The 19,357-nt window shown below is 53.6% G+C and carries 21 protein-coding genes and 1 tRNA gene; 9 read left to right on the top strand and 13 right to left on the bottom strand.

The features are described from left to right. Nucleotides 1-63: 63 nt before the first annotated feature. From VI01_RS22000 to VI01_RS22015, 4 genes are read right to left on the bottom strand one after another with little or no spacing between them, the layout of a single operon-like run. Nucleotides 64-834, bottom strand: a complete 771-nt coding sequence (locus tag VI01_RS22000; RefSeq protein WP_045816631.1) for a 5-oxoprolinase subunit PxpA — start codon at nucleotides 832-834, stop codon at nucleotides 64-66. 21 nt (nucleotides 835-855) lie between these two features. After that, nucleotides 856-1,842, bottom strand: coding sequence for a biotin-dependent carboxyltransferase family protein (locus tag VI01_RS22005; protein WP_045816632.1), 987 nt, complete (start codon nucleotides 1,840-1,842; stop codon nucleotides 856-858). After that, the gene (gene pxpB, locus VI01_RS22010) at nucleotides 1,839-2,540 is read right to left on the bottom strand and encodes a 5-oxoprolinase subunit PxpB (protein ID WP_369800300.1); all 702 of its coding nucleotides are present in this window, start codon (nucleotides 2,538-2,540) and stop codon (nucleotides 1,839-1,841) included. Before pxpB ends, VI01_RS22005 begins: the two co-directional genes overlap by 4 nt. An 11-nt stretch (nucleotides 2,541-2,551) precedes the next feature. Then, a complete protein-coding gene (locus VI01_RS22015; RefSeq protein ID WP_045816634.1) occupies nucleotides 2,552-3,391 on the bottom strand; it encodes a transporter substrate-binding domain-containing protein in 840 nt (279 codons plus the stop codon). A 259-nt stretch (nucleotides 3,392-3,650) separates the two neighbouring features. On the opposite strand from VI01_RS22015, the gene VI01_RS22020 reads away from it, so the two are divergent. Continuing rightward, a complete protein-coding gene (locus VI01_RS22020; RefSeq protein ID WP_045816635.1) occupies nucleotides 3,651-4,571 on the top strand; it encodes a DMT family transporter in 921 nt (306 codons plus the stop codon). A gap of 96 nt (nucleotides 4,572-4,667) precedes the next feature. On the opposite strand, the gene VI01_RS22025 is transcribed toward VI01_RS22020, so the two are convergent. Together VI01_RS22025 and VI01_RS22030 are read right to left on the bottom strand one after the other, a co-directional pair. Further along, a complete protein-coding gene (locus tag VI01_RS22025) occupies nucleotides 4,668-5,363 on the bottom strand; it encodes an RraA family protein (protein WP_038643513.1) in 696 nt (231 codons plus the stop codon). A gap of 329 nt (nucleotides 5,364-5,692) precedes the next feature. Next, entirely contained in the window at nucleotides 5,693-6,517 is an 825-nt protein-coding gene (locus tag VI01_RS22030; protein WP_045816636.1) for an SDR family oxidoreductase, read from the bottom strand. A gap of 296 nt (nucleotides 6,518-6,813) precedes the next feature. Between VI01_RS22030 and VI01_RS22035 the strand changes: the two genes are divergently transcribed. Then, nucleotides 6,814-7,173: a type II toxin-antitoxin system RelE/ParE family toxin gene (locus tag VI01_RS22035; RefSeq protein WP_034826694.1), complete on the top strand. Its 360-nt coding sequence runs from the start codon at nucleotides 6,814-6,816 to the stop codon at nucleotides 7,171-7,173. Next, entirely contained in the window at nucleotides 7,166-7,465 is a 300-nt protein-coding gene (locus VI01_RS22040) for a helix-turn-helix domain-containing protein (protein ID WP_034826692.1), read from the top strand. The genes VI01_RS22035 and VI01_RS22040 overlap by 8 nt, the downstream gene beginning before the upstream one ends. 195 nt (nucleotides 7,466-7,660) lie before the next feature. On the opposite strand, the gene VI01_RS22045 is transcribed toward VI01_RS22040, so the two are convergent. The 6 genes from VI01_RS22045 to aspA all read right to left on the bottom strand — a co-directional run bounded on the left by VI01_RS22045 (nucleotide 7,661) and on the right by aspA (nucleotide 13,851). Next, nucleotides 7,661-7,990 (bottom strand): helix-turn-helix transcriptional regulator, encoded by a 330-nt coding sequence (locus tag VI01_RS22045; RefSeq protein WP_045816638.1) that lies wholly within the window; start codon nucleotides 7,988-7,990, stop codon nucleotides 7,661-7,663. Nucleotides 7,991-8,251: 261 nt separating this feature from the next. Next, nucleotides 8,252-8,327 (bottom strand) — tRNA-Phe (locus VI01_RS22050). Between the two features lie 239 nt (nucleotides 8,328-8,566). After that, nucleotides 8,567-9,145 (bottom strand): transcriptional regulator, encoded by a 579-nt coding sequence (locus VI01_RS22055; RefSeq protein ID WP_045816639.1) that lies wholly within the window; start codon nucleotides 9,143-9,145, stop codon nucleotides 8,567-8,569. 66 nt (nucleotides 9,146-9,211) lie between these two features. Next, nucleotides 9,212-10,912, bottom strand: a complete 1,701-nt coding sequence (locus tag VI01_RS22060) for a protein-disulfide reductase DsbD (protein ID WP_045816640.1) — start codon at nucleotides 10,910-10,912, stop codon at nucleotides 9,212-9,214. An 83-nt stretch (nucleotides 10,913-10,995) separates the two neighbouring features. After that, on the bottom strand, nucleotides 10,996-12,297 hold the full coding sequence (locus VI01_RS22065; RefSeq protein ID WP_038649549.1) for an anaerobic C4-dicarboxylate transporter: 1,302 nt from the start codon (nucleotides 12,295-12,297) through the stop codon (nucleotides 10,996-10,998). A 117-nt stretch (nucleotides 12,298-12,414) separates the two neighbouring features. Then, nucleotides 12,415-13,851, bottom strand: a complete 1,437-nt coding sequence (gene aspA / locus VI01_RS22070) for an aspartate ammonia-lyase (RefSeq protein WP_007886584.1) — start codon at nucleotides 13,849-13,851, stop codon at nucleotides 12,415-12,417. A 375-nt stretch (nucleotides 13,852-14,226) separates the two neighbouring features. On the opposite strand from aspA, the gene VI01_RS22075 reads away from it, so the two are divergent. From VI01_RS22075 to VI01_RS22090, 4 genes are all read left to right on the top strand, one after another. Beyond that, nucleotides 14,227-14,679, top strand: coding sequence for an FxsA family protein (locus VI01_RS22075; RefSeq protein ID WP_038649546.1), 453 nt, complete (start codon nucleotides 14,227-14,229; stop codon nucleotides 14,677-14,679). 195 nt (nucleotides 14,680-14,874) lie between these two features. After that, nucleotides 14,875-15,168 carry a co-chaperone GroES gene (locus VI01_RS22080; RefSeq protein WP_021507766.1) on the top strand — a complete coding sequence of 98 codons (294 nt, stop codon included), beginning with the start codon at nucleotides 14,875-14,877 and terminating at the stop codon, nucleotides 15,166-15,168. A gap of 45 nt (nucleotides 15,169-15,213) precedes the next feature. Next, nucleotides 15,214-16,866, top strand: a complete 1,653-nt coding sequence (groL, locus tag VI01_RS22085) for a chaperonin GroEL (protein ID WP_045816641.1) — start codon at nucleotides 15,214-15,216, stop codon at nucleotides 16,864-16,866. Nucleotides 16,867-17,064: 198 nt separating this feature from the next. After that, nucleotides 17,065-17,412 (top strand): DUF4156 domain-containing protein, encoded by a 348-nt coding sequence (locus VI01_RS22090; RefSeq protein ID WP_034826674.1) that lies wholly within the window; start codon nucleotides 17,065-17,067, stop codon nucleotides 17,410-17,412. 70 nt (nucleotides 17,413-17,482) lie between these two features. Here the strand turns inward: VI01_RS22090 and epmB are convergent, their stop codons facing one another. Further along, a complete protein-coding gene (gene epmB / locus VI01_RS22095) occupies nucleotides 17,483-18,511 on the bottom strand; it encodes an EF-P beta-lysylation protein EpmB (RefSeq protein ID WP_045816642.1) in 1,029 nt (342 codons plus the stop codon). 41 nt (nucleotides 18,512-18,552) lie between these two features. Here epmB and efp point away from each other — a divergent pair, with 41 nt between their 5' ends. Continuing rightward, entirely contained in the window at nucleotides 18,553-19,119 is a 567-nt protein-coding gene (efp, locus tag VI01_RS22100) for an elongation factor P (RefSeq protein ID WP_034826669.1), read from the top strand. Between the two features lie 56 nt (nucleotides 19,120-19,175). Then, nucleotides 19,176-19,310 (top strand): entericidin A/B family lipoprotein, encoded by a 135-nt coding sequence (locus VI01_RS22105; protein ID WP_034826667.1) that lies wholly within the window; start codon nucleotides 19,176-19,178, stop codon nucleotides 19,308-19,310. The last annotated feature ends 47 nt before the right edge of the window (nucleotides 19,311-19,357 follow it).

Raw genomic sequence — 19,357 nt, forward strand, 5'->3', positions numbered from 1 at the left:
AGATCTTAACTGACAAGCATTATGCCGAAGGGCAGCCATTTTTATTTGGGCGATGAAAAAACGTTACTGAGCAAGCACTTCTGCCGCCGGTGCCACCTGATGGCCGCTGGCTTCGATTTCACTGCGTACGATGCTGGCGAGGGCCAGGGAGCCTGGCGTATCGCTGTGCACCAGGATCGAACGCGCGCGGACAGCTATCACTTCCCCTTCGAAGGTGGTGACAGTGCCATGCTGCAGGAACTGCCGCACGCGGGCACGCAGCGCCGTTTCCTCTTTGATCACCGAGCCGGCAATGCCGCGCGGCACTAAGCGCCCTTGAGCATCGTAGGCGCGGTCGGCGAGAAACAGCGTCAGGGTTTTCAAGCCCGCTGCCTGTGCCGCTCGCTCAATGATGGTATCGGGTTGTGCGAACACAATCAGATCCGCATTGATACGTGCTATCAGCGTCATCACCTGCTGCGCTAATGCCTCGTCGCGATTGACGATATTGCCCATCGCAGCGTGGAAGCTAAAGTGCGACACCTTCGTGCCTTCTGCCTGAGCAATCGCTGTCAGCGCGCCGAGTTGATAAGCCACCTGCTGGCAGATCTCTTCAGCACTGAACGGCAGTTCGCGACGACCAAAACCCTGACGATCGGGCAAGCCCGGATGTGCACCAATGCCGACACCGTTCTCTTTCGCCAGTCGCACCATTCGGGTCATGATCGCCGGATCGCCGGCGTGGAATCCACAGGCGATATTGGCTGAGGAGACCACTTTCATCAGCGCGGCGTCATCGCACAGTTGATAAACGCCGAAGCCTTCGCCCATATCGGAGTTCACATCAATCTTCATGGTTTGGGTTCCTTCGGAAAATTATGCGGTTAACGCTTTACGCAGCGGTGGGCAGCTCACACGTAAGCGGCTCAGCCAGCCTGCGACCTGTTGCTCGATGGCGATGGCCTCACGCGTATCGCTCTGGATCAGCTGGATCGATTGGCCGGGTAATACCTGTCCTAAACGCCACAAATCCTGCTCGATCACCCCGGCGATCTTGGGATAACCGCCTGCGGTGTTGGCATCGCTGAGCTGAATGATCGGCTCGCCGCCGGGCGGCACCTGCACAATGCCAGGTATGAGCCCGTAAGAACGCATCTCAATGGTTTGTGACGGGAAAATCGGATCGCCCGCCAGTCGATATCCGGTGCGATTGCTTTGATTGGAGACCTGCCATGATTGCTGCCAGAAGCGACCGGCATCGGCAGCAAACAAGGGATATTCGCCGGATGGAATGGCGCGCAACTGAATCTCACCTGCGCTGTTACGCGGGAAATGTGCACGCAGGGCGCTGTCGGGCGGCTCAATGCCGATACCGCTGGTGGGCAATGGGGAAGCTTGTGTTTCACCCAGCGCCAGGCGGTCGCCACGCTGCAGTGGGCGGCCTTCCAAACCACCAAAGCCGCCGCGCAGTGCCGTGCTGCGCGATCCCAGCACCATTGGCACATCAATGCCGCCTGCTATACAGAGATAACCGCGTGCGCCACTGCGCGGGTAACGCATTTCCAGCACCTGTCCGGCACGCACGCCGCAGCCCCACCAGGGCAGCAACGGCACACCGTCTAAAGTGGCGCGACAATCCGCACCTGTTACCGCAATGCTGCTGTCCTGCAAAAAACGTACACGGAATGGGAACAGCTGAACTTCAATGGCGGCGGCATTTTCTTCATTGCCGAGCAGCAGATTACCCGCACGTAACGCTAACGGGTCCATTACGCCGCTGACCGAGACACCCATATGGCGGAAGTTGAAACGCCCCAGATCCTGAACGGTGTTCAGGGCGCCGCTCTGTTCAATTTCGATCACAGTTCAATCCTCTGCGGCAGAAAACGGATACGATCGCCCGGTGCCATCAGCGCGGGGGACTCAGCCAGAGGATCAAACACTTCCAGCTCGGCAAAACCGATGGCGTTCCAGCCGTTGGGGCCGGTCAGCGCTGAAACACCGGCCTGGGCCCCACCAATGGTAACCGTGCCTTTGAGCATACTGAGCGAGGGAACTTTCTTGCGTGGCGTGGCTAATTGCGGATCGAGTCCATGCAAGTAACCAAAGCCCGGCGCGCTGCCGAGAGCAAACACGGTGTATTCGCTTTGATGGTGACGGCGCACCACTTCGCGTGCGCTGAATCCGGTGTGACGGCAAACCGCATCCAGATCGGTGGCATGCTCGCCGCCGTAATAGACCGGGATTTCAATCAGTTTGCCCTGCGGACTGATCGCCTGCGCTTGATCCCAGGCGGCATGCAGTGAGGCACGTATGGCCGCTTCGTCCTGGGGAATGTGTCGGAACAGCACCAGCAGATTGGTGACGCCGGGGATCAAGGCTTCAACCGCCTCATCCGCCTGCAGCAAACGTGCCAGTGACCAGATGCGGCGTTGAGCGGAGAGATCGAATCCGCCCGGTGCTTCCACCAGCCACGCGCGGGCACCGATGGTGGAGAGCGTAATCGAAGAGGAACAAGCCAGCGCAGAGGCGCTGGCGGGCTGGATATCCGGTTGCGACATCACGGGCATGATTATTCCAGTGGTTCAAATTTCAGGCTGGAGAGCGGCTGTACGCGCTCTTCGCGCACCATTTTGTATTCGGTATTTGGTCCGATCCAGGTGTTCCAGATTTTGTCGATGGTGCCATCGTCGTCCATCGCTTTCAGGCTGCTGTTAACGCTGGCCAGCAGGGCAGGTTCATCCTTTTTCATGCCGACACCAATCGGTTCCAGCGCCATCGGCTCTTTCACCATCGCCAGATTGATGCCGTCTTTTTTCGCCTGGGCGATGGTTTTCATCCCGGTCATGGTGTTAGTGACAAAGCCCACGGATTTGTTCTGCTCCAGCGCCAGGAAGGCGGAGGCAGAATCCTGGAAGGTAACGGCTTTACCGCCTTTGATGTGGATCGATTGCTCGGACGTGGTGCCCTTGGTGGCGCTGATACGTTTGCCTTTGAAATAGTCCAGTGGTTTATCTGCCAGCGGCGCTTTCACCAGCAGCATCTCCTTCGCCACGTAGTAAGGATCGCTGAACTGGATCTGATTGCCACGCGTTTTGGTGTAGGCCAGGTTAGCAATCAATACATCGGCACGGCCGGTGGCGATCACCGCGATACGCGCTTCCACAGAGGTCGGCACCAGAGTTAGTTTGACGTTCATCTGCCTGGCCAGAGCGTTACACAGGTCGATATCCATGCCAGCCAGCTGGCGCGTTTGTGGATCTGGCGAAGAGAAGGGCGGTACGTCGGAGTAAACGGCGCATTTCAGTTCACCGCTCGATTTAATGTTCGCCATCATATCTGCCTGCGCCGCCGAAACAGCCAGTAACGGCAGCATTACCAGGCCAAGGGTGGTCAGTTTTTTCATGGTCATGTGCATTCCCTCAAGGGTGGATACTGCTTAGGAGCGCAAAATCTCGCTTTTCTGGACTATATCGGCTTTGTTTTGCGGCGAAAAAGAGGGAAAGCGTGTTATGCAATAGGGAAATGATATGACCGATGGCGATAAGTTATTTCTATTCAGGCAGAGCGAAAAAGTGTTATCCAGCGCACATTTTTCTCCCTAGTGTTAGCCGCGTTGTCCTCTCGGCAACCCCGCCGATTGCACGTGGTAGAGAGAGAAGAGTGAGAGCATGAATCCCCGATTAGGCGTGTTATTAAAGATATTCGCCGCACTCAGCGCCACGCTGATGCTGGCCTGTGTTAAAGGTCTGAACGGTGCTATCCCCACCGGCGAAGTGATTTTTTTCCGCAGTTTTATCGCGCTATTTCCACTGTTAATCTGGCTGAAAATGCAGGGTAACGCGCTGGAGAATCTCAAAACGCGTAATCTGTTTGGCCATTTCATTCGCGGTTTCTCTGGCACCGGCGGCATGTATTTTAACTATCTGGCGCTGGTGTATATCTCGCTGGCTGATGCCACCGCACTGAGTTACGCCGCACCGCTTTTCACGGTGATCATGGCGGCGATGCTGTTGAAGGAGCGGGTGCGCGTGTCGCGCTGGGTGGCCGTGGTGGTAGGATTGTCGGGCATTCTGATTATGCTCTCCTCCAGTCTTGCGGCTAGCGGCGGCGTGCTGGCAGGCGGTGCCAGCAGCGCCACGGCCAGCCTTGGTGTTGCTTTTGCATTGATTGCCGCACTCTGTACGGCCACCTCGAATGTGCAGATCCGTTTTTTGAATGGCATCGAAAAACCGGGCGCGATCGTGTTCTATTTTTCGCTGATGACGACGTTGATTGGCCTGGCAACGGCATTTTTCGGCTGGGTAAAGCCCACCGGCTTGCAGTGGCTGCTGTTGGTGGGCTGTGGTTTATTTGGCGGTCTGGCACAGATTCTGGTGACGCTCAGCCTGCGCTATGCTGATGCCTCGCTGCTGGCACCGTTTGATTACACTACGCTGGTGTGGTCGATGCTGATTGGCTATCTGTTCCTCAATAGCCTGCCAGGCACGACAACCCTATTTGGCGCATCGATTGTGGCACTAGCAGGAATCTTTGCGGTATGGCGGGAAAACCGTCAGCGCAAGTTGGCGATGGTGAGCAGTACGCCGTGATGTGGTGCAATTGCGGGTTATTTAGCTGCGGGCTTAGCGAAAGACAGGCCACCATGGATGATGACCTTTGCAATTCTTCGCTGTCATGCTGGCACGTTACCGATAGACATCATCGATAATTTCCACCTGCTTGTTTTGCAGTGCTTCCGCCAGCCAACCGCGTTCCAGAGAACCGGTTTTCGCCAGCTCAAAGTTATGTTCATCGACGATCAAGTAAGCTTGTGCCGCTTCGAGAATGCGCGCGGCATCCTGGCGTGGAATGACGATCACCCCATCGGCATCGCCCAAAACGATATCACCCGGTGAAACGTGAATTTTACCGCAGGCAATCGGCACGTTGATTTCGCCTGGACCATCTTTGAAAGGGCCACCAGGCGTGTGTCCGGCGGCATAAATCGGAAAATCCATGCGTGATAAACCCTCAATATCGCGTACCGGACCATCCAGAACGATGCCTGCCATACCGCGCTGTCTGGCGTAAGTGGCCATCACTTCACCCATCAATGATTGGCTGCGGTCACCCTCATTCGACAGGATAATCACATCGTTCGGCCCGGCCATATCCAGCGCTTTATGCAACATCAGGTTATCGCCAGAGCGTGCCTTCACGGTAACTGCCAGGCCGCACATGATGGGGGCTTTAGGCGCAGTTTTCAGGCTAATCTCTGCGGATAGTGCAGGCAAGCGACTCATGCAGTCGGCCACTACCGCTGCGGGTAAACGGCGGAACGCTTCCAGTAAGGGTTCGGCATCGGAAGGGCGGCGTAAATAAATACGATTTCCTGCGGTCATTTTATTTCTCCTGTCAGGGTTATTAACTTGTAATCGATAAATGATGACCAGCGAATCTCGCCGGTTAATAAACTGAGTTTTATTTTCAGATGATCAGGGAATGGATAATTCACTGAATTCAGGAGAGTGTAAGGGATTAGCGGTGTGTTACGAATACGGTGTTACAGCGAATAAAATCAGGATCACGAAATAATATTCCCACCTTATTTAAACCGCTGATTAATAATTTTATTGGATATTGTTATGACTAAATACTTTTAAAGTATGGCTGAGCGTATTGCATATTATTTATTTAGCCCGCCGAAGAAGATATTCGGCGGGGAAGTGAATCAGGGTTTCAAATCACCGTACCAATAAGATGCCGTCACGCCACCATCCATCAGAAAATCACTGCCGCTGATATAGCCGCCTTCAGGCCCCATGATGAGGGCGGCCAGCGCGGCAACTTCGTCGGCGGTTCCGCCTCGGCCGACCGGTGATTTTGCCAGCATATTGCGATAGCCCACACCGCGTGGGCCATTCAGTTCATCATTCGCCAGGGGCGTAAAGATGATGCCGGGGCTGATGCTGTTGACGCGCGCGCCACGCTGGCCCCATTTCGCCGCTTCGGCCATCACACGCAGAGCGTTGCCGCGTTTGGCATATTGATAAGCCAGCAAAGGATCGCTGAATGCGGTGTTCTGCAAAAATGGCAGGCTGAGCAAATCCTCTGTTGGCGTGATGGCTAACGCTTCGTTTTGTTCTACCGTGAGCGCAGGCAGCCGATGCCCGGATTGCGAAGCAATCACGATTCCGCAACCGCCTGACGCAATGTGCTGACCGAACTCTTCCAGCACCACGGCCGTACCGTAGAGATCGACCTGCAAAATGGTGGCGGGACTAGCCTGAGAAGGCGAAACACCCGCCGAATGAATCACACCTTTGATGGCGCCCAGTGCAGTGGCCTGCTGCACCAGATGTTGAATCGATTGACGCGCACTGACATCGACCTGGCTGGTTTCTACTGTAAAGCCTGCATCACGTAAGCTTTGTGCAGCGGCTGCGCAGTTGTCCGTGTTGAGGTCTGCCAGCAGCACGGTTTTACCCTGGCTCACGCGACGCGCGATAGCTTGTCCAATCGCACCTGCCCCGATAACCACCATAATCTCTTTCATTGTGTCTCCCGCCTTGAGTAATGAGTGATGCGGCAAGCATAGCGGGGAAGGCCTCTGATGACTGTAGGGGCAATTGGCATGAGCTTATGAATGCTGCTCATGGGTTCTGAGCTTTAGGGGCGGTACCTATGACTAACTGCACTTTGCAGGCCGTTTGCAGTTTTATTCGCGATGTATCTCAGTTCAACATTATTTGAAACTCACTTAAGCGTTCAGGTATTGAAAAAGGGTAAGCTTCAAATATAACTTCTAGTTTATATCCAAGGCGTATAAACTACAGTTCAGGTGAGGGACTTTTGAACAACTGGAGCGTTGATACAACGGAGCATTTTGCAGCGTGGCTAAAAGCGCAGGATGATGAAATGATTGAAGATGTACTCGCAAGCCTGGAAGTGTTGAAAATCTTCGGCCCTCATTTAGGGCGGCCTGATGTAGACACCATCATCGGTTCTCAATATGCAAACATGAAAGAATTGCGCGTGCAAAGTAATGGTAGACCTGTTCGGGCGTTCTTCGCATTCGATCCCAGAAGGAAGGGGATCGTCTTGTGTGCAGGGGACAAAACGGGGATCAATCAGAAGCGGTTTTACCGATCAATGATCAAATTAGCAGATCAAGAATACAGCAAGCATTTGAGAGGAATAATACATGCCTAAACTGGAAGAACTCATTGCACAACGATCTCCAGAATCACAGAAGAGAATTAAGGCTAAAGTCGCGGATAAAATTATTGAGGTTCAATTACGACACTTACGCGAAGAGCTTGAGCTCTCACAAGTACAGTTAGCCGAGAAAATGGGCGTTTCACAGCCAGCCATAGCAGCTATTGAAGCCCGAGGCGATGATATAAAACTCTCAAGCCTAAAAAAGTATGTTGAGGCATTAGGCGGAAAGCTGAGCTTGAACGTTGAACTACCTACGGGCGATGGGCGAACTTTTCTGCTTTAACATTAATAAGTTTCTCTATTTCATTTGGATGAATGGTGAAGATTTTCGGTTGCAGGTCGTTTGAGGATGCCTTGAGGCATCCTGCAGCTTATCTTGATGCGATTATGTTCATTGATGCTGTTTAAATATCTAAGACAGCGGCTTTGCAGAACGCACCCACTTCTTGTTGTGCATAGGTAACATTGATAACTTCCATTACCATTCTGATTTCTCCTCCCTGAGCGGTTTATCTTTTCGTTGCCCTGAAGCTCTACGCCTTTGTTTACCCTGCAACTTTGCAAGTTGAATCGGGGATATTTCCTGACGTGGCAGAAACAGCTCCAGCTTTTCTGTGAGCTCCAACGCTATCATGATGGCGATAAAGACATCGAACTGCGCTTTTCCTTTTTCAGCATTGAGCACAGACTTTCGTGCAATACCTGCGCGCTCAGCAACCTCCGTTTGCGTTAAGTCACGATTAAGACGGGCCTGCTTGAGTCTCTGGCCGATGTCCTCTGCCAGAGCGGATGCGGAAGGAGTAGTCATATCTTTAAAGTCCCAAAGAAGACACTTTATCGTCGGTTAAGCGTTTAATGTCCTAATTATAGAACTCTATCGGATTATTGTCATGACAAGCGGATGATTTATAAAGTCCCTTATATTGCACTTTATGTGACTGTAAGGAGATTTAAGTCCATAAAATGGGACATAATCAAGTCGAGAGGGGGATTTGAAAATTGGATCCGGTTGAGAAATGACAAACGCAGAAAAGCAAAAACCCAGCCATAAGCTGGGTTTTCAGAATGTTGGTGCCCGGACGCGGAATCGAACCACGGACACGGGGATTTTCAATCCCCTGCTCTACCGACTGAGCTATCCGGGCAACGGGGCGCATTAAACCTTAATGGCTTTCAGCCGTCAACGGCTTTCGTCAAAAAAGCGTAGCAATCGTGACTGATTGCTTGCTTTTCAGGCAGGTCGTGCAAAATCTCAACGTGCGCATCGGCGATAGTATTGGCCGTGAAGAGGCTCGCAGTGTCTCCACCTGAACTGGCGATAAGGTTGATGGCAAGATTGTACGTTGTCGCGGGTTAAACGGACGACTCTGCCGCAGCCTTAAATTCAGGTTAATGCCCCATTCTGCCGGCACAACGCAATGCTCAGCACATCTTCCGCCAGACGACGCGCGGTGGCGACATCATGCACGTTGCGTTTCACCAACAGTTTGCTCAGACAACCTTCAAGAATCAGCTCCATTTGATCGGCCACCATGGTTGGGTTATCCAGTGCCAAATCCACCAGAATCTCATGAGTGAACTGCCATGAGCTGCGTTTCTGCTGCTCGGCAAGCTGATGCACGGGTTGGTCAGGCTGCGGATAGAAGCTGCAGGCGGCGATAAACAGGCAGCCAGGAAAACGTCCTTTGCTCACGTGTTCGGATAACACGTCATAGCGCGCCAGCAGTTTTTGTTGGGCCGTGAGATGTTCATTAAGCTGTATCTGGCGGCGCCAGCTGTCAATCTGCTGACCGTGATAGCGCAGCGCGTCATACAGCAGGGCATCGCGATCGGGCCAATATCGTTCAAGATGTTCGGGTGCTAATCCGGTTTCCCCCGCCAGTTGCTGCAGGGAAGTGGTGGCGGCAAGGCCGCTTTGCTCAAGCACATTCAGCGCATGCTCAAGAATCTGTTCACGTTGCAAGTGACTCTCCTCTGGAGTGCGGGCCCGCTCGCGCACGAACGGGCAGTGTCCTGCAACCAGTGTCGTTTAACGCGACAGATTGTGCAAATGCGTGCGGAAGTCGGCAGCGTTAAGGAAACCGGTGACGCGTGAGTCAGGGATTTCTTTGCCTTGCGCATCAAAGAACAGAATGGTGGGCAAGCCTAATACCTGTAAATGCTGCAACAGGGCGTTATCCTGTGCATTATTTGCGGTGACATTGGCTTGCAGTAACTGTACCTGACTTAAATCGGCACGCACGGCTTCATCGCTAAAGGTGTACTTCTCAAACTCTTTGCACGCCACACACCAGTCAGCGTAGAGATCGACCATGGTGATGCGGCCTTGTGCCTGCTGCAATGCGTTATCAAGCTGCTCGCTGCTGGCCACCGTTTTGAACGGCAGATGTGCGACAGATTGCGCAGTGGCGCTGCTGCCAAAGGCCCAATCCTGCAACGGACGCGCGACCACCAGTGCTGCCGCCAGCATCACAATTTGCAGAATGCGCCATTTGCCATTAGCGCGCAGGCTGAGGCTAAACGCCCAGGCAAAGAAGGCCACGCCGAGCAGGCTCCACAGACGCAGGCCCCAGATATCGCCGATGACCCGCTCCAGTAGGAATACCGGCAGCGCCAGAATCACAAAGCCAAAACCTTCTTTGACGCTTTGCATCCACGGCCCGCTTTTTGGCAGCAGTTTATTACCAAACATCGTGACTGCGATCAGCGGCAGGCCCATGCCGAAGGCATACAACCACAGCGTGCCCGCACCGGCCCACAGGTTACCGCTTTGCGCGATATACAGCAGAATGGCACTCAGCGGCGCGGTGGTGCAGGGCGAGCAGATCAATCCCGCCAGCGCGCCCATCATAAATACGCCCGGCAATGAACCGCCTTGCTGACGGTTGCTCCACAGCGTCAGGCGTGTTTGCAGACGGGAAGGCAGTTGCAGTGAGAACAGGCCAAACATCGATAACGCTAGCACCATGAACAGCACTGACAGGCCAATCAACACGTATGGATGCTGCAGTGCCGCCTGGAAACGCAGCCCTGCAGCGGCCACCACCATGCCAAGCACGGTATAGGTCAACGCCATCCCTTGCACATAGACCATCGCCAGCGCAAACAGGCGTCCAGCAGAGTAGCGACGCTGGCCACCGAGGATGATGCTGGAGATCAGCGGATACATCGGCAATACGCACGGCGTGAAGGCGACGCCGATGCCAATCAGCAGCGCCCACAGCGGTGAAAACGGCAGTGGCGTACGCTGTTGCGCAGGTTGCGCGTTCACGGCGGGTGCATCGTGATTGGCGGCAACCGGAGTGAGCGGCACTGAGCGGGTTTCGGGCGGGTAGCAGAAACCGGCGGCCGCACAGCCCTGATAGGTCACCGTGAGCGTGGCACCGGACTCAGCCTGATGCAGAGTGATCGGCACCTGTAAATCTTGCGGATAGATTTCGCTCTTGCCGAAGAACTCATCCTCATGCGGCTGTCCTGAGGGCAGAGCCAGAGGTGCCATCTGTGCTTTCTGCGGCGTCACATGAATCTGCTGACGATAAAGGTAATAGCCGTCCTTCACCTTCCAGCTCAGTGTGAGTTGGTTGCCCTGCTGGCTGAAATCGAAGCCAAAGGCCTGATCCACCGGCACAAAGCGGCTGTTATTATTAGGTGAGAAGATATTGGCCTGTGCTGAAAAGCAAAACAGCAATGCGAGGCAAAGGCCTATCAGGCGAGAAAGTCGTGCAGCCATGAGGATGTAATCAGCTCCGGTGGCGAATGAGCCGCGATGATAGCACGGCCGCCTCGCCACGAGGTTTTCAGGATGTAACGGCGCTACAGAATCAGGCTCCCAAACAGGAAGCCAAACGCCACGGAGAAGGCAATCGCCAACACGCCGGGAATGATAAAGGAGTGATTAAACACAAACTTGCCGATTCGGGTCGAACCGGTGTCATCCATTTCTACTGCTGCCAATAAGGTGGGATAGGTCGGCAACACGAACAGTGCCGAAACCGCGGCAAAGGAGGCGACTGCGGCCAGCGGGGAAACGCCGAGCATCAGTGCCGCAGGCATCAACGCCTTGGTGGTCGCTGCCTGTGAATAGAGCAGGGTAGCAGCGAAGAACAATATCAACGCCAGCATCCACGGGTAGCTCTGCAACATATCGCCAGCTGCAGTCTGGATGTCCGCCAGGTGGGCTTTGACAAAGGTATCGCCCAGCCATGCCACGCCCATCACGCAGATACAGGCACTCATGCCGGATTTGAAAGTACTGGCGCTGAGGATTTCGCCAGTATCGACTTTGCAGGTTAGGCAAATCAGTGTGGCAACGGTGAGCATAAACACCACAATCGCTTCGTTACGAGGCAGCACTGGGTTGCTGATTAGCCCAACGCTGTCGCTGATGGCCGTGGCGTAGAGCACCACCGCTGCGATGCCGATCAGGAACAGCAGCACGGCACGCTTGGCTCCGGGTTTAATCTCATAAACGCGCTCGCCTCGCAGGGTGACTTCGCCTTTGGCGAGCCGCGCCTGGTAAACCTCATCATCCTTTAACTCTTTACCGAGAAAGCTGGTGATCACGGCGGCACAGAATATCGCGGCCATCGTGGCTGGGATCGATACGCCCAGCAGCGCCAGATAGCTGACGCCGCGCGGTTCAAGAATTGAGGCGAAGAACACCACCGCTGCAGATAGCGGTGAAGCGGTAATGGCGATTTGTGAGGCGACCACCGCAATCGACAATGGGCGTGAAGGGCGTACACCTTGCTCTTTAGCCACTTCGGCGATGACGGGGAGCGTCGAGAACGCAGTGTGTCCGGTACCTGCCAGCAGCGTCATTACATAGGTGACGAGTGGCGCGAGGAAGGTGACGTAACGTGGATGGCGACGCAGCAGGCGTTCCGCCAGGCCGACCATGTAATCGAGCCCGCCCGCAATCTGCATGGCGGCTATCGCGGCGATCACCGCCATAATAATTTCGATCACATCAAAAGGAATCGCACCCGGTTTCATGCCGCAGAACAGCGTTAGCACCAGCACACCTAAACCGCCAGCAAATCCAATCCCAATGCCGCCTAAACGCGCACCAAGCCAGATTGCCAGCAGGACAATCAGTAATTCCACTACCACCATTCGTTCCGCTCCTGAGTCGGGGGGAGATCCTGACTCTTAAAGTTGTAGCCGCCAATAAGAAAAAAGCACGCCGTAGTGTATACAAGCGTGCTTTTTTGCGACTTGATCCGGAACGGATTACTGTTCGTTTTCGTCGGTGTAGCGTTTGGCTTTGTAGGTCGGATGCATCAGGTTCTGAATCGAGAAGATGTCATCCAGTTCCGCTTCGGTGAGCAACCCGCGCTCCAGCACCACTTCACGCACGCTCTTACCGGTTTCCGCACAAATCTTGCCGACGATATCGCCATTATGGTGGCCGATATACGGGTTGAGATAAGTGACGATACCGATGGAGTTGAACACGTAAGCTTCACATACGGCTTTGTTAGCCGTGATGCCGTTGACGCATTTTTCCAGCAGGTTGAAGCAGGCGTTGGTCAGAATGCTGATCGATTCGAACAGCGCCTGGCCAATCACCGGTTCCATCACGTTCAGCTGCAGCTGACCCGCTTCGGACGCCATGGTCACGGTAATGTCGTTGCCGATAACCTTGAAGCACACCTGGTTCACCACTTCTGGCACGACCGGGTTCACTTTGGCTGGCATGATTGACGAACCGGCCTGCAGTTCTGGCAGGTTGATTTCGTTCAGACCCGCACGTGGCCCGGAAGAGAGCAGGCGCAGGTCGTTACAGATCTTCGACAGTTTCACCGCCAGACGTTTCAGCGCGGAGTGCACCATCACGTAAGCACCGCAGTCGGACGTCGCTTCAATCAGGTCTTCTGCAGGCACCACTGGCAGATTACTGACTTCCGCCAGACGCTGAACCGCCAGTTGCTGGTAGCCATCCGGCGTGTTGAGGCGAGTCCCGATTGCCGTGGCGCCCAGGTTTACTTCCAATAGCAGTTCAGCCGTGCGCAGAATGCTGCGGGTTTCTTCATTCAGCAGCACGTTAAACGCGTGGAACTCCTGGCCCAGCGTCATTGGTACCGCATCCTGAAGCTGGGTACGACCCATCTTGAGGATATTTTCGAACTCGACCGCTTTACGCTGGAAGCCTTCGCTCAGTTGGCTAATGCCATCCAGCAATTTCAGGATGGAGGCGTAAACCGCGATACGGAAACCGGTAGGGTAAGCGTCGTTGGTGGACTGACACTTGTTCACATGATCGTTCGGGTTAAGGTACTGGTATTCACCTTTCTGGTGGCCCATCAGCTCCAGGCCGATGTTCGCCAGCACTTCATTGGTGTTCATGTTAACCGAGGTACCCGCGCCGCCTTGGTAGACGTCAACCGGGAACTGATCCATGCATTTACCGTTATTCAGCACTTCATCACAGGCCTGAATAATGGTGTTTGCGATGTTGCGAGGGATTGTTTGCAGCTCTTTGTTGGCGAGCGCGGCTGCTTTTTTCACCATCACCATACCGCGAACAAACTCCGGTATGTCACTGATTTTGTTGTTACTAATGTAGAAGTTTTCAATCGCACGCAGAGTATGAACACCGTAGTAAGCGTCTGCCGGGACTTCGCGCATGCCTAACAGGTCTTCTTCGATACGAATGTTGTTCGCCATGATTACCTTCTTATTATTTCTGCGGTGTCACTGCCGGGCGACCGGGATGGTCGGGCGACAATCACTGTGCAGGTGAAGCAATTATATTGTCGTGGAATACCAGTGCCGACATATTATCCATCTTCGGGCTGGCGGGCACGATCATATTCTGTTGTTACAGAATTGTTTGTGCACAGATCACTTTACGGGCATTTACTGGCCCAGCGGTAATAACGATATGTGATGTAGTTCGCAATTTTAAGTCAGTGGGAAAAATTTGGCAGGATCGGTTGAAATCACGGGTTGAGATGCCCATCTCTATCAATACGGTCAGACAGACCATCCCTTTCTGCTGCCTGGCAAGAAGCGAGGCAGCCCTACTCACAGGAGATATCGGTGCGCTGGATACCGTTCGTGATTTTTTTTGTTCTGGCCTGGATTGAGATCTCAATTTTCATTCAGGTTGCGCATGCCCTCGGCGTGCTGCTCACCATGCTACTGGTGATCTTCACCTCGTGCATCGGTGTGTCGCTGGTAAAGAACCAGGGTATGAAGAACTTCCGTCTGATGCAGGAGAAGCTGGCGCGCAATGAAAGCCCAGCGGCGGAGATGACCAAAAGCGTTTCGCTGATCATCTCAGGATTTCTGTTGCTGTTGCCGGGATTTTTTACTGACTTTCTTGGCCTGCTGCTGCTGTTACCGCCGGTACAGAAGCACCTGACGCTGAAATTAATGCCGCATCTGCGTGTGTGGCGCGGACCCGGCGCAGGGCCGGACAGTGGCTATACCATGGATGGTGAATACGAACGAAAGGATCAGGATCGTATTGGCCACGATAAAGATCACTGAGTCTAACCAAGGCGGCGTAAGCCGCCTTTTTGCTGCCTTTTTCGCCATCTGTTACGCAAACGAAAATTTTTTATTTTTTTCCCCTTGAAAGCCCTTTTTAGTGACCCTATCTCTCTCTCCACGAGGCCGGAAGCCATGCAGTCCGGTTCAACCCAAAAAACTGAATGATTGGACTTCTCAAAGGAGAGCTACCAAATGAAAATTCGTCCGTTGCACGATCGCGTTATCGTCAAGCGTAAAGAAGTTGAAGCTAAATCTGCTGGCGGTATCGTTCTGACCGGCTCTGCAGCTGGCAAATCAACCCGTGGTGAAGTTCTGGCTGTGGGTAATGGCCGCATCCTGGAAAACGGCGATGTTAAGCCGCTGGACGTGAAAGTTGGCGATCTGGTTATCTTCAGCGAAGGCTACGGTGCCAAAACTGAGAAGATCGATAACGAAGAAGTTCTGATCATCTCTGAAAGCGACATCCTGGCGATTGTCGAAGCGTAATTACGCGTAATTCACTGAACGAAACGAATTTAAGGGATATTTGAAATGGCAGCTAAAGACGTAAAATTCGGTAATGACGCACGCGTAAAAATGCTGCGTGGCGTTAACGTACTGGCAGATGCAGTAAAAGTTACCCTGGGCCCGAAAGGCCGTAACGTGGTTCTGGATAAATCTTTTGGTGCACCGACCATCACCAAAGATGGCGTTTCTGTAGCACGTGAAATCGAGCTGGAAGACAAGTTCGAAAACATGGGTGCTCAGATGGTGAAAGAAGTTGCCTCTAAAGCAAACGACGCTGCGGGTGACGGTACTACTACTGCTACCGTACTGGCACAGGCTATCGTAAACGAAGGCCTGAAAGCTGTTGCGGCTGGCATGAACCCAATGGACCTGAAGCGCGGCATCGACAAAGCCGTTGCTGCTGCTGTTGAAGAGCTGAAAGCGCTGTCTGTTCCTTGCCAGGATACTAAAGCCATTGCTCAGGTTGGTACCATCTCTGCTAACTCCGACGAAACCGTGGGTACTCTGATCGCAGATGCGATGGATAAAGTTGGCAAAGAAGGCGTTATCACCGTTGAAGAAGGCACTGGCCTGCAAGACGAGCTGGACGTGGTTGAAGGTATGCAGTTCGACCGTGGCTACCTGTCTCCGTACTTCATCAACAAGCCAGAGACTGGTGCTATCGAACTGGATGCTCCATTCATCCTGTTAGCCGATAAGAAAATCTCTAACATCCGTGAGCTGCTGCCAGTACTGGAAGCGGTTGCGAAAGCCGGTAAACCACTGCTGATCATCGCTGAAGATGTTGAAGGCGAAGCACTGGCAACACTGGTGGTTAACACCATGCGCGGTATCGTGAAAGTCGCTGCGGTTAAAGCACCTGGCTTCGGCGACCGTCGTAAAGCAATGCTGCAGGATATCGCAATCCTGACCGGCGGTACCGTAATCTCTGAAGAGATCGGTATGGAGCTGGAAAAAGCGACTCTGGAAGATCTGGGTCAGGCTAAGCGTGTTGTGATCAACAAAGATACTTCTACCATCATCGATGGTGTGGGCGACCAGGGCGCAATCCAGGGCCGTGTTACTCAGATCCGTCAGCAGATCGAAGAAGCCACTTCTGATTACGACAAAGAAAAACTGCAGGAGCGCGTAGCGAAACTGGCAGGCGGCGTAGCCGTTCTGAAAGTGGGCGCAGCCACTGAAGTTGAAATGAAAGAGAAGAAAGCACGCGTTGAAGATGCCCTGCACGCTACCCGTGCTGCGGTTGAAGAAGGCGTGGTTGCTGGTGGTGGAGTTGCACTGGTTCGCGTTGCAGCGAAAATCGCTGCTTCTGGCCTGAAAGGTCAGAACGAAGATCAGAACGTGGGTATCAAAGTTGCGCTGCGCGCAATGGAAGCACCTCTGCGTCAGATCGTTTCTAACGCCGGTGAAGAGCCATCTGTTGTTGCTAACAACGTGAAAGCGGGTGACGGCAACTACGGCTACAACGCACAGACTGAAGAGTACGGCAACATGCTCGACTTCGGTATCCTGGACCCAACCAAAGTGACCCGTTCTGCGCTGCAGTACGCGTCTTCTGTTGCGGGCCTGATGATCACCACCGAAGCGATGGTGACCGACCTGCCTAAAGGCGATGCTCCTGATTTAGGTGGCGCTGGCGGCATGGGTGGCATGGGCGGAATGGGCGGCATGATGTAATTTGCCCCTGACTGCTTAAGTCATGTGAAAAACCCTCGATTGGAAACGGTCGGGGGTTTTTCTTTTGGTGGCGAACAAGGTATAAGTATGAGCGCAATACTTCGGCTTTGCGGGTTTAGGGCAATGAATGTTCAGAAAAAAAGTACGCTTTTCTGCTACGCTGCCGCCCGACACTGATGATAATAAATGGGGATTACAATGCGGATTAACCTCTTGCTCGGACTGGCGGTAGGGACTTTACTGCTAGCGGGCTGCAGCAGCTCCAATCAACTAAGTTCCGGCGGACAGCGTGTCACTTTCGTTGACCAACAGCCTGGAAGCCAATGTCAGCTGCTGGGCAATGTCACCGGCTCACAGAGCAACTGGTTGAGCGGATCAGGCGGTGAAGGCAGTTCTTTGCGTGGCGCAGCCAATGACCTGCGTAACCGCGCGGCAGAGATGGGTGGCAACGTGATTTACGGTGCAACCAGCCCAACGCAGAACCTGCTCTCAGCTTTCGCACCGCTTGACAGCAAAATGTCTGGTCAGGTGTATAAGTGCCCGTAATGGCATGAAAGAGATGTAAAAAAAGCCGCTGATGCGGCTTTTTTTGTGGGCGCAATGTCTCGCGCGGCGGTTATTCCTGACGTAGCTGTAAATCCAGCGGTGTTTTGCTCGGCTCACCACCAATCTCGCGCGCCAGCTTCGGCACCATATAACCCGATACCATGGTTAACAACTGGCGTACTAGCGCACGGGCTTCATAATCCGACACAAAGAAATGCGCCGCGCCCTGTACTTTATCCAGCACGTGCAGATAATAGGGCAGAATGCCGGCATCAAACAGCGCGTTGCTCAGGTTAGCCAGCACTTGTGCATCATCATTGATACCGCGCAGCAGCACGCTTTGATTAAGTAAAGTGACGCCCGCACGTTTTAGCATCTGCATGCCGTAGTGCAGCTCATCGTCAATCTCTTGCGCGTGGTTGATATGGCTCACCATCAGCACTTGCAGGCGCGTTTCGGCCAGAATCTGGCATAACCCTTCGGTAATACGTGCGGGGATCACCACCGGGAGGCGGCTATGAATGCGCAGACGCTTCAGGTGCGGGATTTTCTCCAGCGCGCCGACCAGCCACGCCAGCTCATGGTCTTTGGCCATTAGCGGATCGCCACCCGAGAAGATAATCTCATCCAGCTCTGGATGCTCAGCGATGTAATCAATCGCCGCCTGCCAGTTGCGCTTATTGCCCTGATTATCCTGATAGGGGAAATGGCGACGGAAGCAGTAGCGGCAGTTAACCGCACAGCCACCTTTCACCAGCAACAACGCACGGTTGCGATACTTATGCAATAAACCGGGCACCACGCTACTTTGCTCATCCAGCGGGTCAGTGCTGTAACCTGGCGCATCAACAAACTCCTGACGGCTGGTCACCACCTGCAGCAAAAGGGGGTCGTTTGCATCGCCTGGCGTCATGCGCTGAATAAAGGCACGCGGCACGCGCAGCGCAAAAAGCTTGCGCGCATCGTTGCCTGCGGCCAGATCCGCATGCTGTTCGAGAGATAAAAGTTGCAGTAATTCAGTAGGATCGGTGACAACATCAGCAAGTTGCTGCAACCAATCTTCTCTGATGGGGGGATTTAGGGTTACAATGTTTGCCATTTTTTTGGCTATTACCAGTTCAATATTTACAGAGGGCCTTTATGGCGACTTATCTTAGCAACGATTTCCGTCCCGGTCTTAAAATCATGTTCGAAGGCGAGCCATATGCCATCGAAGCCAGTGAGTTCGTTAAACCGGGTAAAGGCCAGGCATTTGCACGCGTTAAAATGCGTCGTCTGCTGACCGGTTCTCGCGTTGAGAAGACCTTCAAATCTACCGACTCTGCCGAAGGCGCAGACGTTCGTGATATGACGCTGCAGTACTCTTACAACGACGGCGACTTCTATTACTTCATGCACCCAGAGTCTTTCGAGCAGTATCAGATCGAATCTAAAGTGCTGGACGACGTGACCAAATGGTTGCAGGACAATGCGGATTGTATCGTTACCCTGTGGAACGATAAAGCGATCGCTGTTCAGCCACCGAACTTCATCGAAGCAGAAGTCATCGAAACAGATCCAGGTCTGAAAGGTGATACTGCCGGTACCGGCGGCAAGCCAGCGACCCTGTCTACTGGCGCAGTGATCAAAGTTCCACTGTTCGTGCAGATTGGCGAAGTGGTTAAAGTTGACACCCGCTCTGGCGAATACGTTTCGCGCGTAAAATAATTGCCAAATCAGGCGCATCACTCGATGCGCCTTTTTTCCTTTATGAGTTCAGAATAATGAAAAAGATGGCGAAATTGGCTGTTTTTGCGTTGCTGGTCTCTTCTGCTTTAAGTGCCTGCAACACTTTCCACGGCTTTGGTGAAGACGTCTCCCATTTGGGCGGTGCCATTTCACGCGCAGCTGATAAATAAATTGCGAGGGCGCCGCCTTTTCTCAGCGGCTTAGCCAGCAAGGTCGT

The organism is Pantoea sp. SM3, from assembly GCF_000963995.1.
Lineage (GTDB): Bacteria > Pseudomonadota > Gammaproteobacteria > Enterobacterales > Enterobacteriaceae > Pantoea > Pantoea rwandensis_B.

Coding starts and splice junctions, on each gene's coding strand:
- VI01_RS22000 (WP_045816631.1), bottom strand. CDS start 834: ATGAAGATTGATGTGAACTCCGATATGGGCGAAGGCTTCGGCGTTTAT.
- pxpB (WP_369800300.1), bottom strand. CDS start 2,540: ATGTCGCAACCGGATATCCAGCCCGCCAGCGCCTCTGCGCTGGCTTGT.
- VI01_RS22015 (WP_045816634.1), bottom strand. CDS start 3,391: ATGACCATGAAAAAACTGACCACCCTTGGCCTGGTAATGCTGCCGTTA.
- VI01_RS22020 (WP_045816635.1), top strand. CDS start 3,651: ATGAATCCCCGATTAGGCGTGTTATTAAAGATATTCGCCGCACTCAGC.
- VI01_RS22025 (WP_038643513.1), bottom strand. CDS start 5,363: ATGACCGCAGGAAATCGTATTTATTTACGCCGCCCTTCCGATGCCGAA.
- VI01_RS22030 (WP_045816636.1), bottom strand. CDS start 6,517: ATGAAAGAGATTATGGTGGTTATCGGGGCAGGTGCGATTGGACAAGCT.
- VI01_RS22040 (WP_034826692.1), top strand. CDS start 7,166: ATGCCTAAACTGGAAGAACTCATTGCACAACGATCTCCAGAATCACAG.
- VI01_RS22045 (WP_045816638.1), bottom strand. CDS start 7,990: ATGACTACTCCTTCCGCATCCGCTCTGGCAGAGGACATCGGCCAGAGA.
- VI01_RS22060 (WP_045816640.1), bottom strand. CDS start 10,912: ATGGCTGCACGACTTTCTCGCCTGATAGGCCTTTGCCTCGCATTGCTG.
- VI01_RS22065 (WP_038649549.1), bottom strand. CDS start 12,297: ATGGTGGTAGTGGAATTACTGATTGTCCTGCTGGCAATCTGGCTTGGT.
- aspA (WP_007886584.1), bottom strand. CDS start 13,851: ATGGCGAACAACATTCGTATCGAAGAAGACCTGTTAGGCATGCGCGAA.
- VI01_RS22080 (WP_021507766.1), top strand. CDS start 14,875: ATGAAAATTCGTCCGTTGCACGATCGCGTTATCGTCAAGCGTAAAGAA.
- groL (WP_045816641.1), top strand. CDS start 15,214: ATGGCAGCTAAAGACGTAAAATTCGGTAATGACGCACGCGTAAAAATG.
- VI01_RS22090 (WP_034826674.1), top strand. CDS start 17,065: ATGCGGATTAACCTCTTGCTCGGACTGGCGGTAGGGACTTTACTGCTA.
- epmB (WP_045816642.1), bottom strand. CDS start 18,511: ATGGCAAACATTGTAACCCTAAATCCCCCCATCAGAGAAGATTGGTTG.
- efp (WP_034826669.1), top strand. CDS start 18,553: ATGGCGACTTATCTTAGCAACGATTTCCGTCCCGGTCTTAAAATCATG.
- VI01_RS22105 (WP_034826667.1), top strand. CDS start 19,176: ATGAAAAAGATGGCGAAATTGGCTGTTTTTGCGTTGCTGGTCTCTTCT.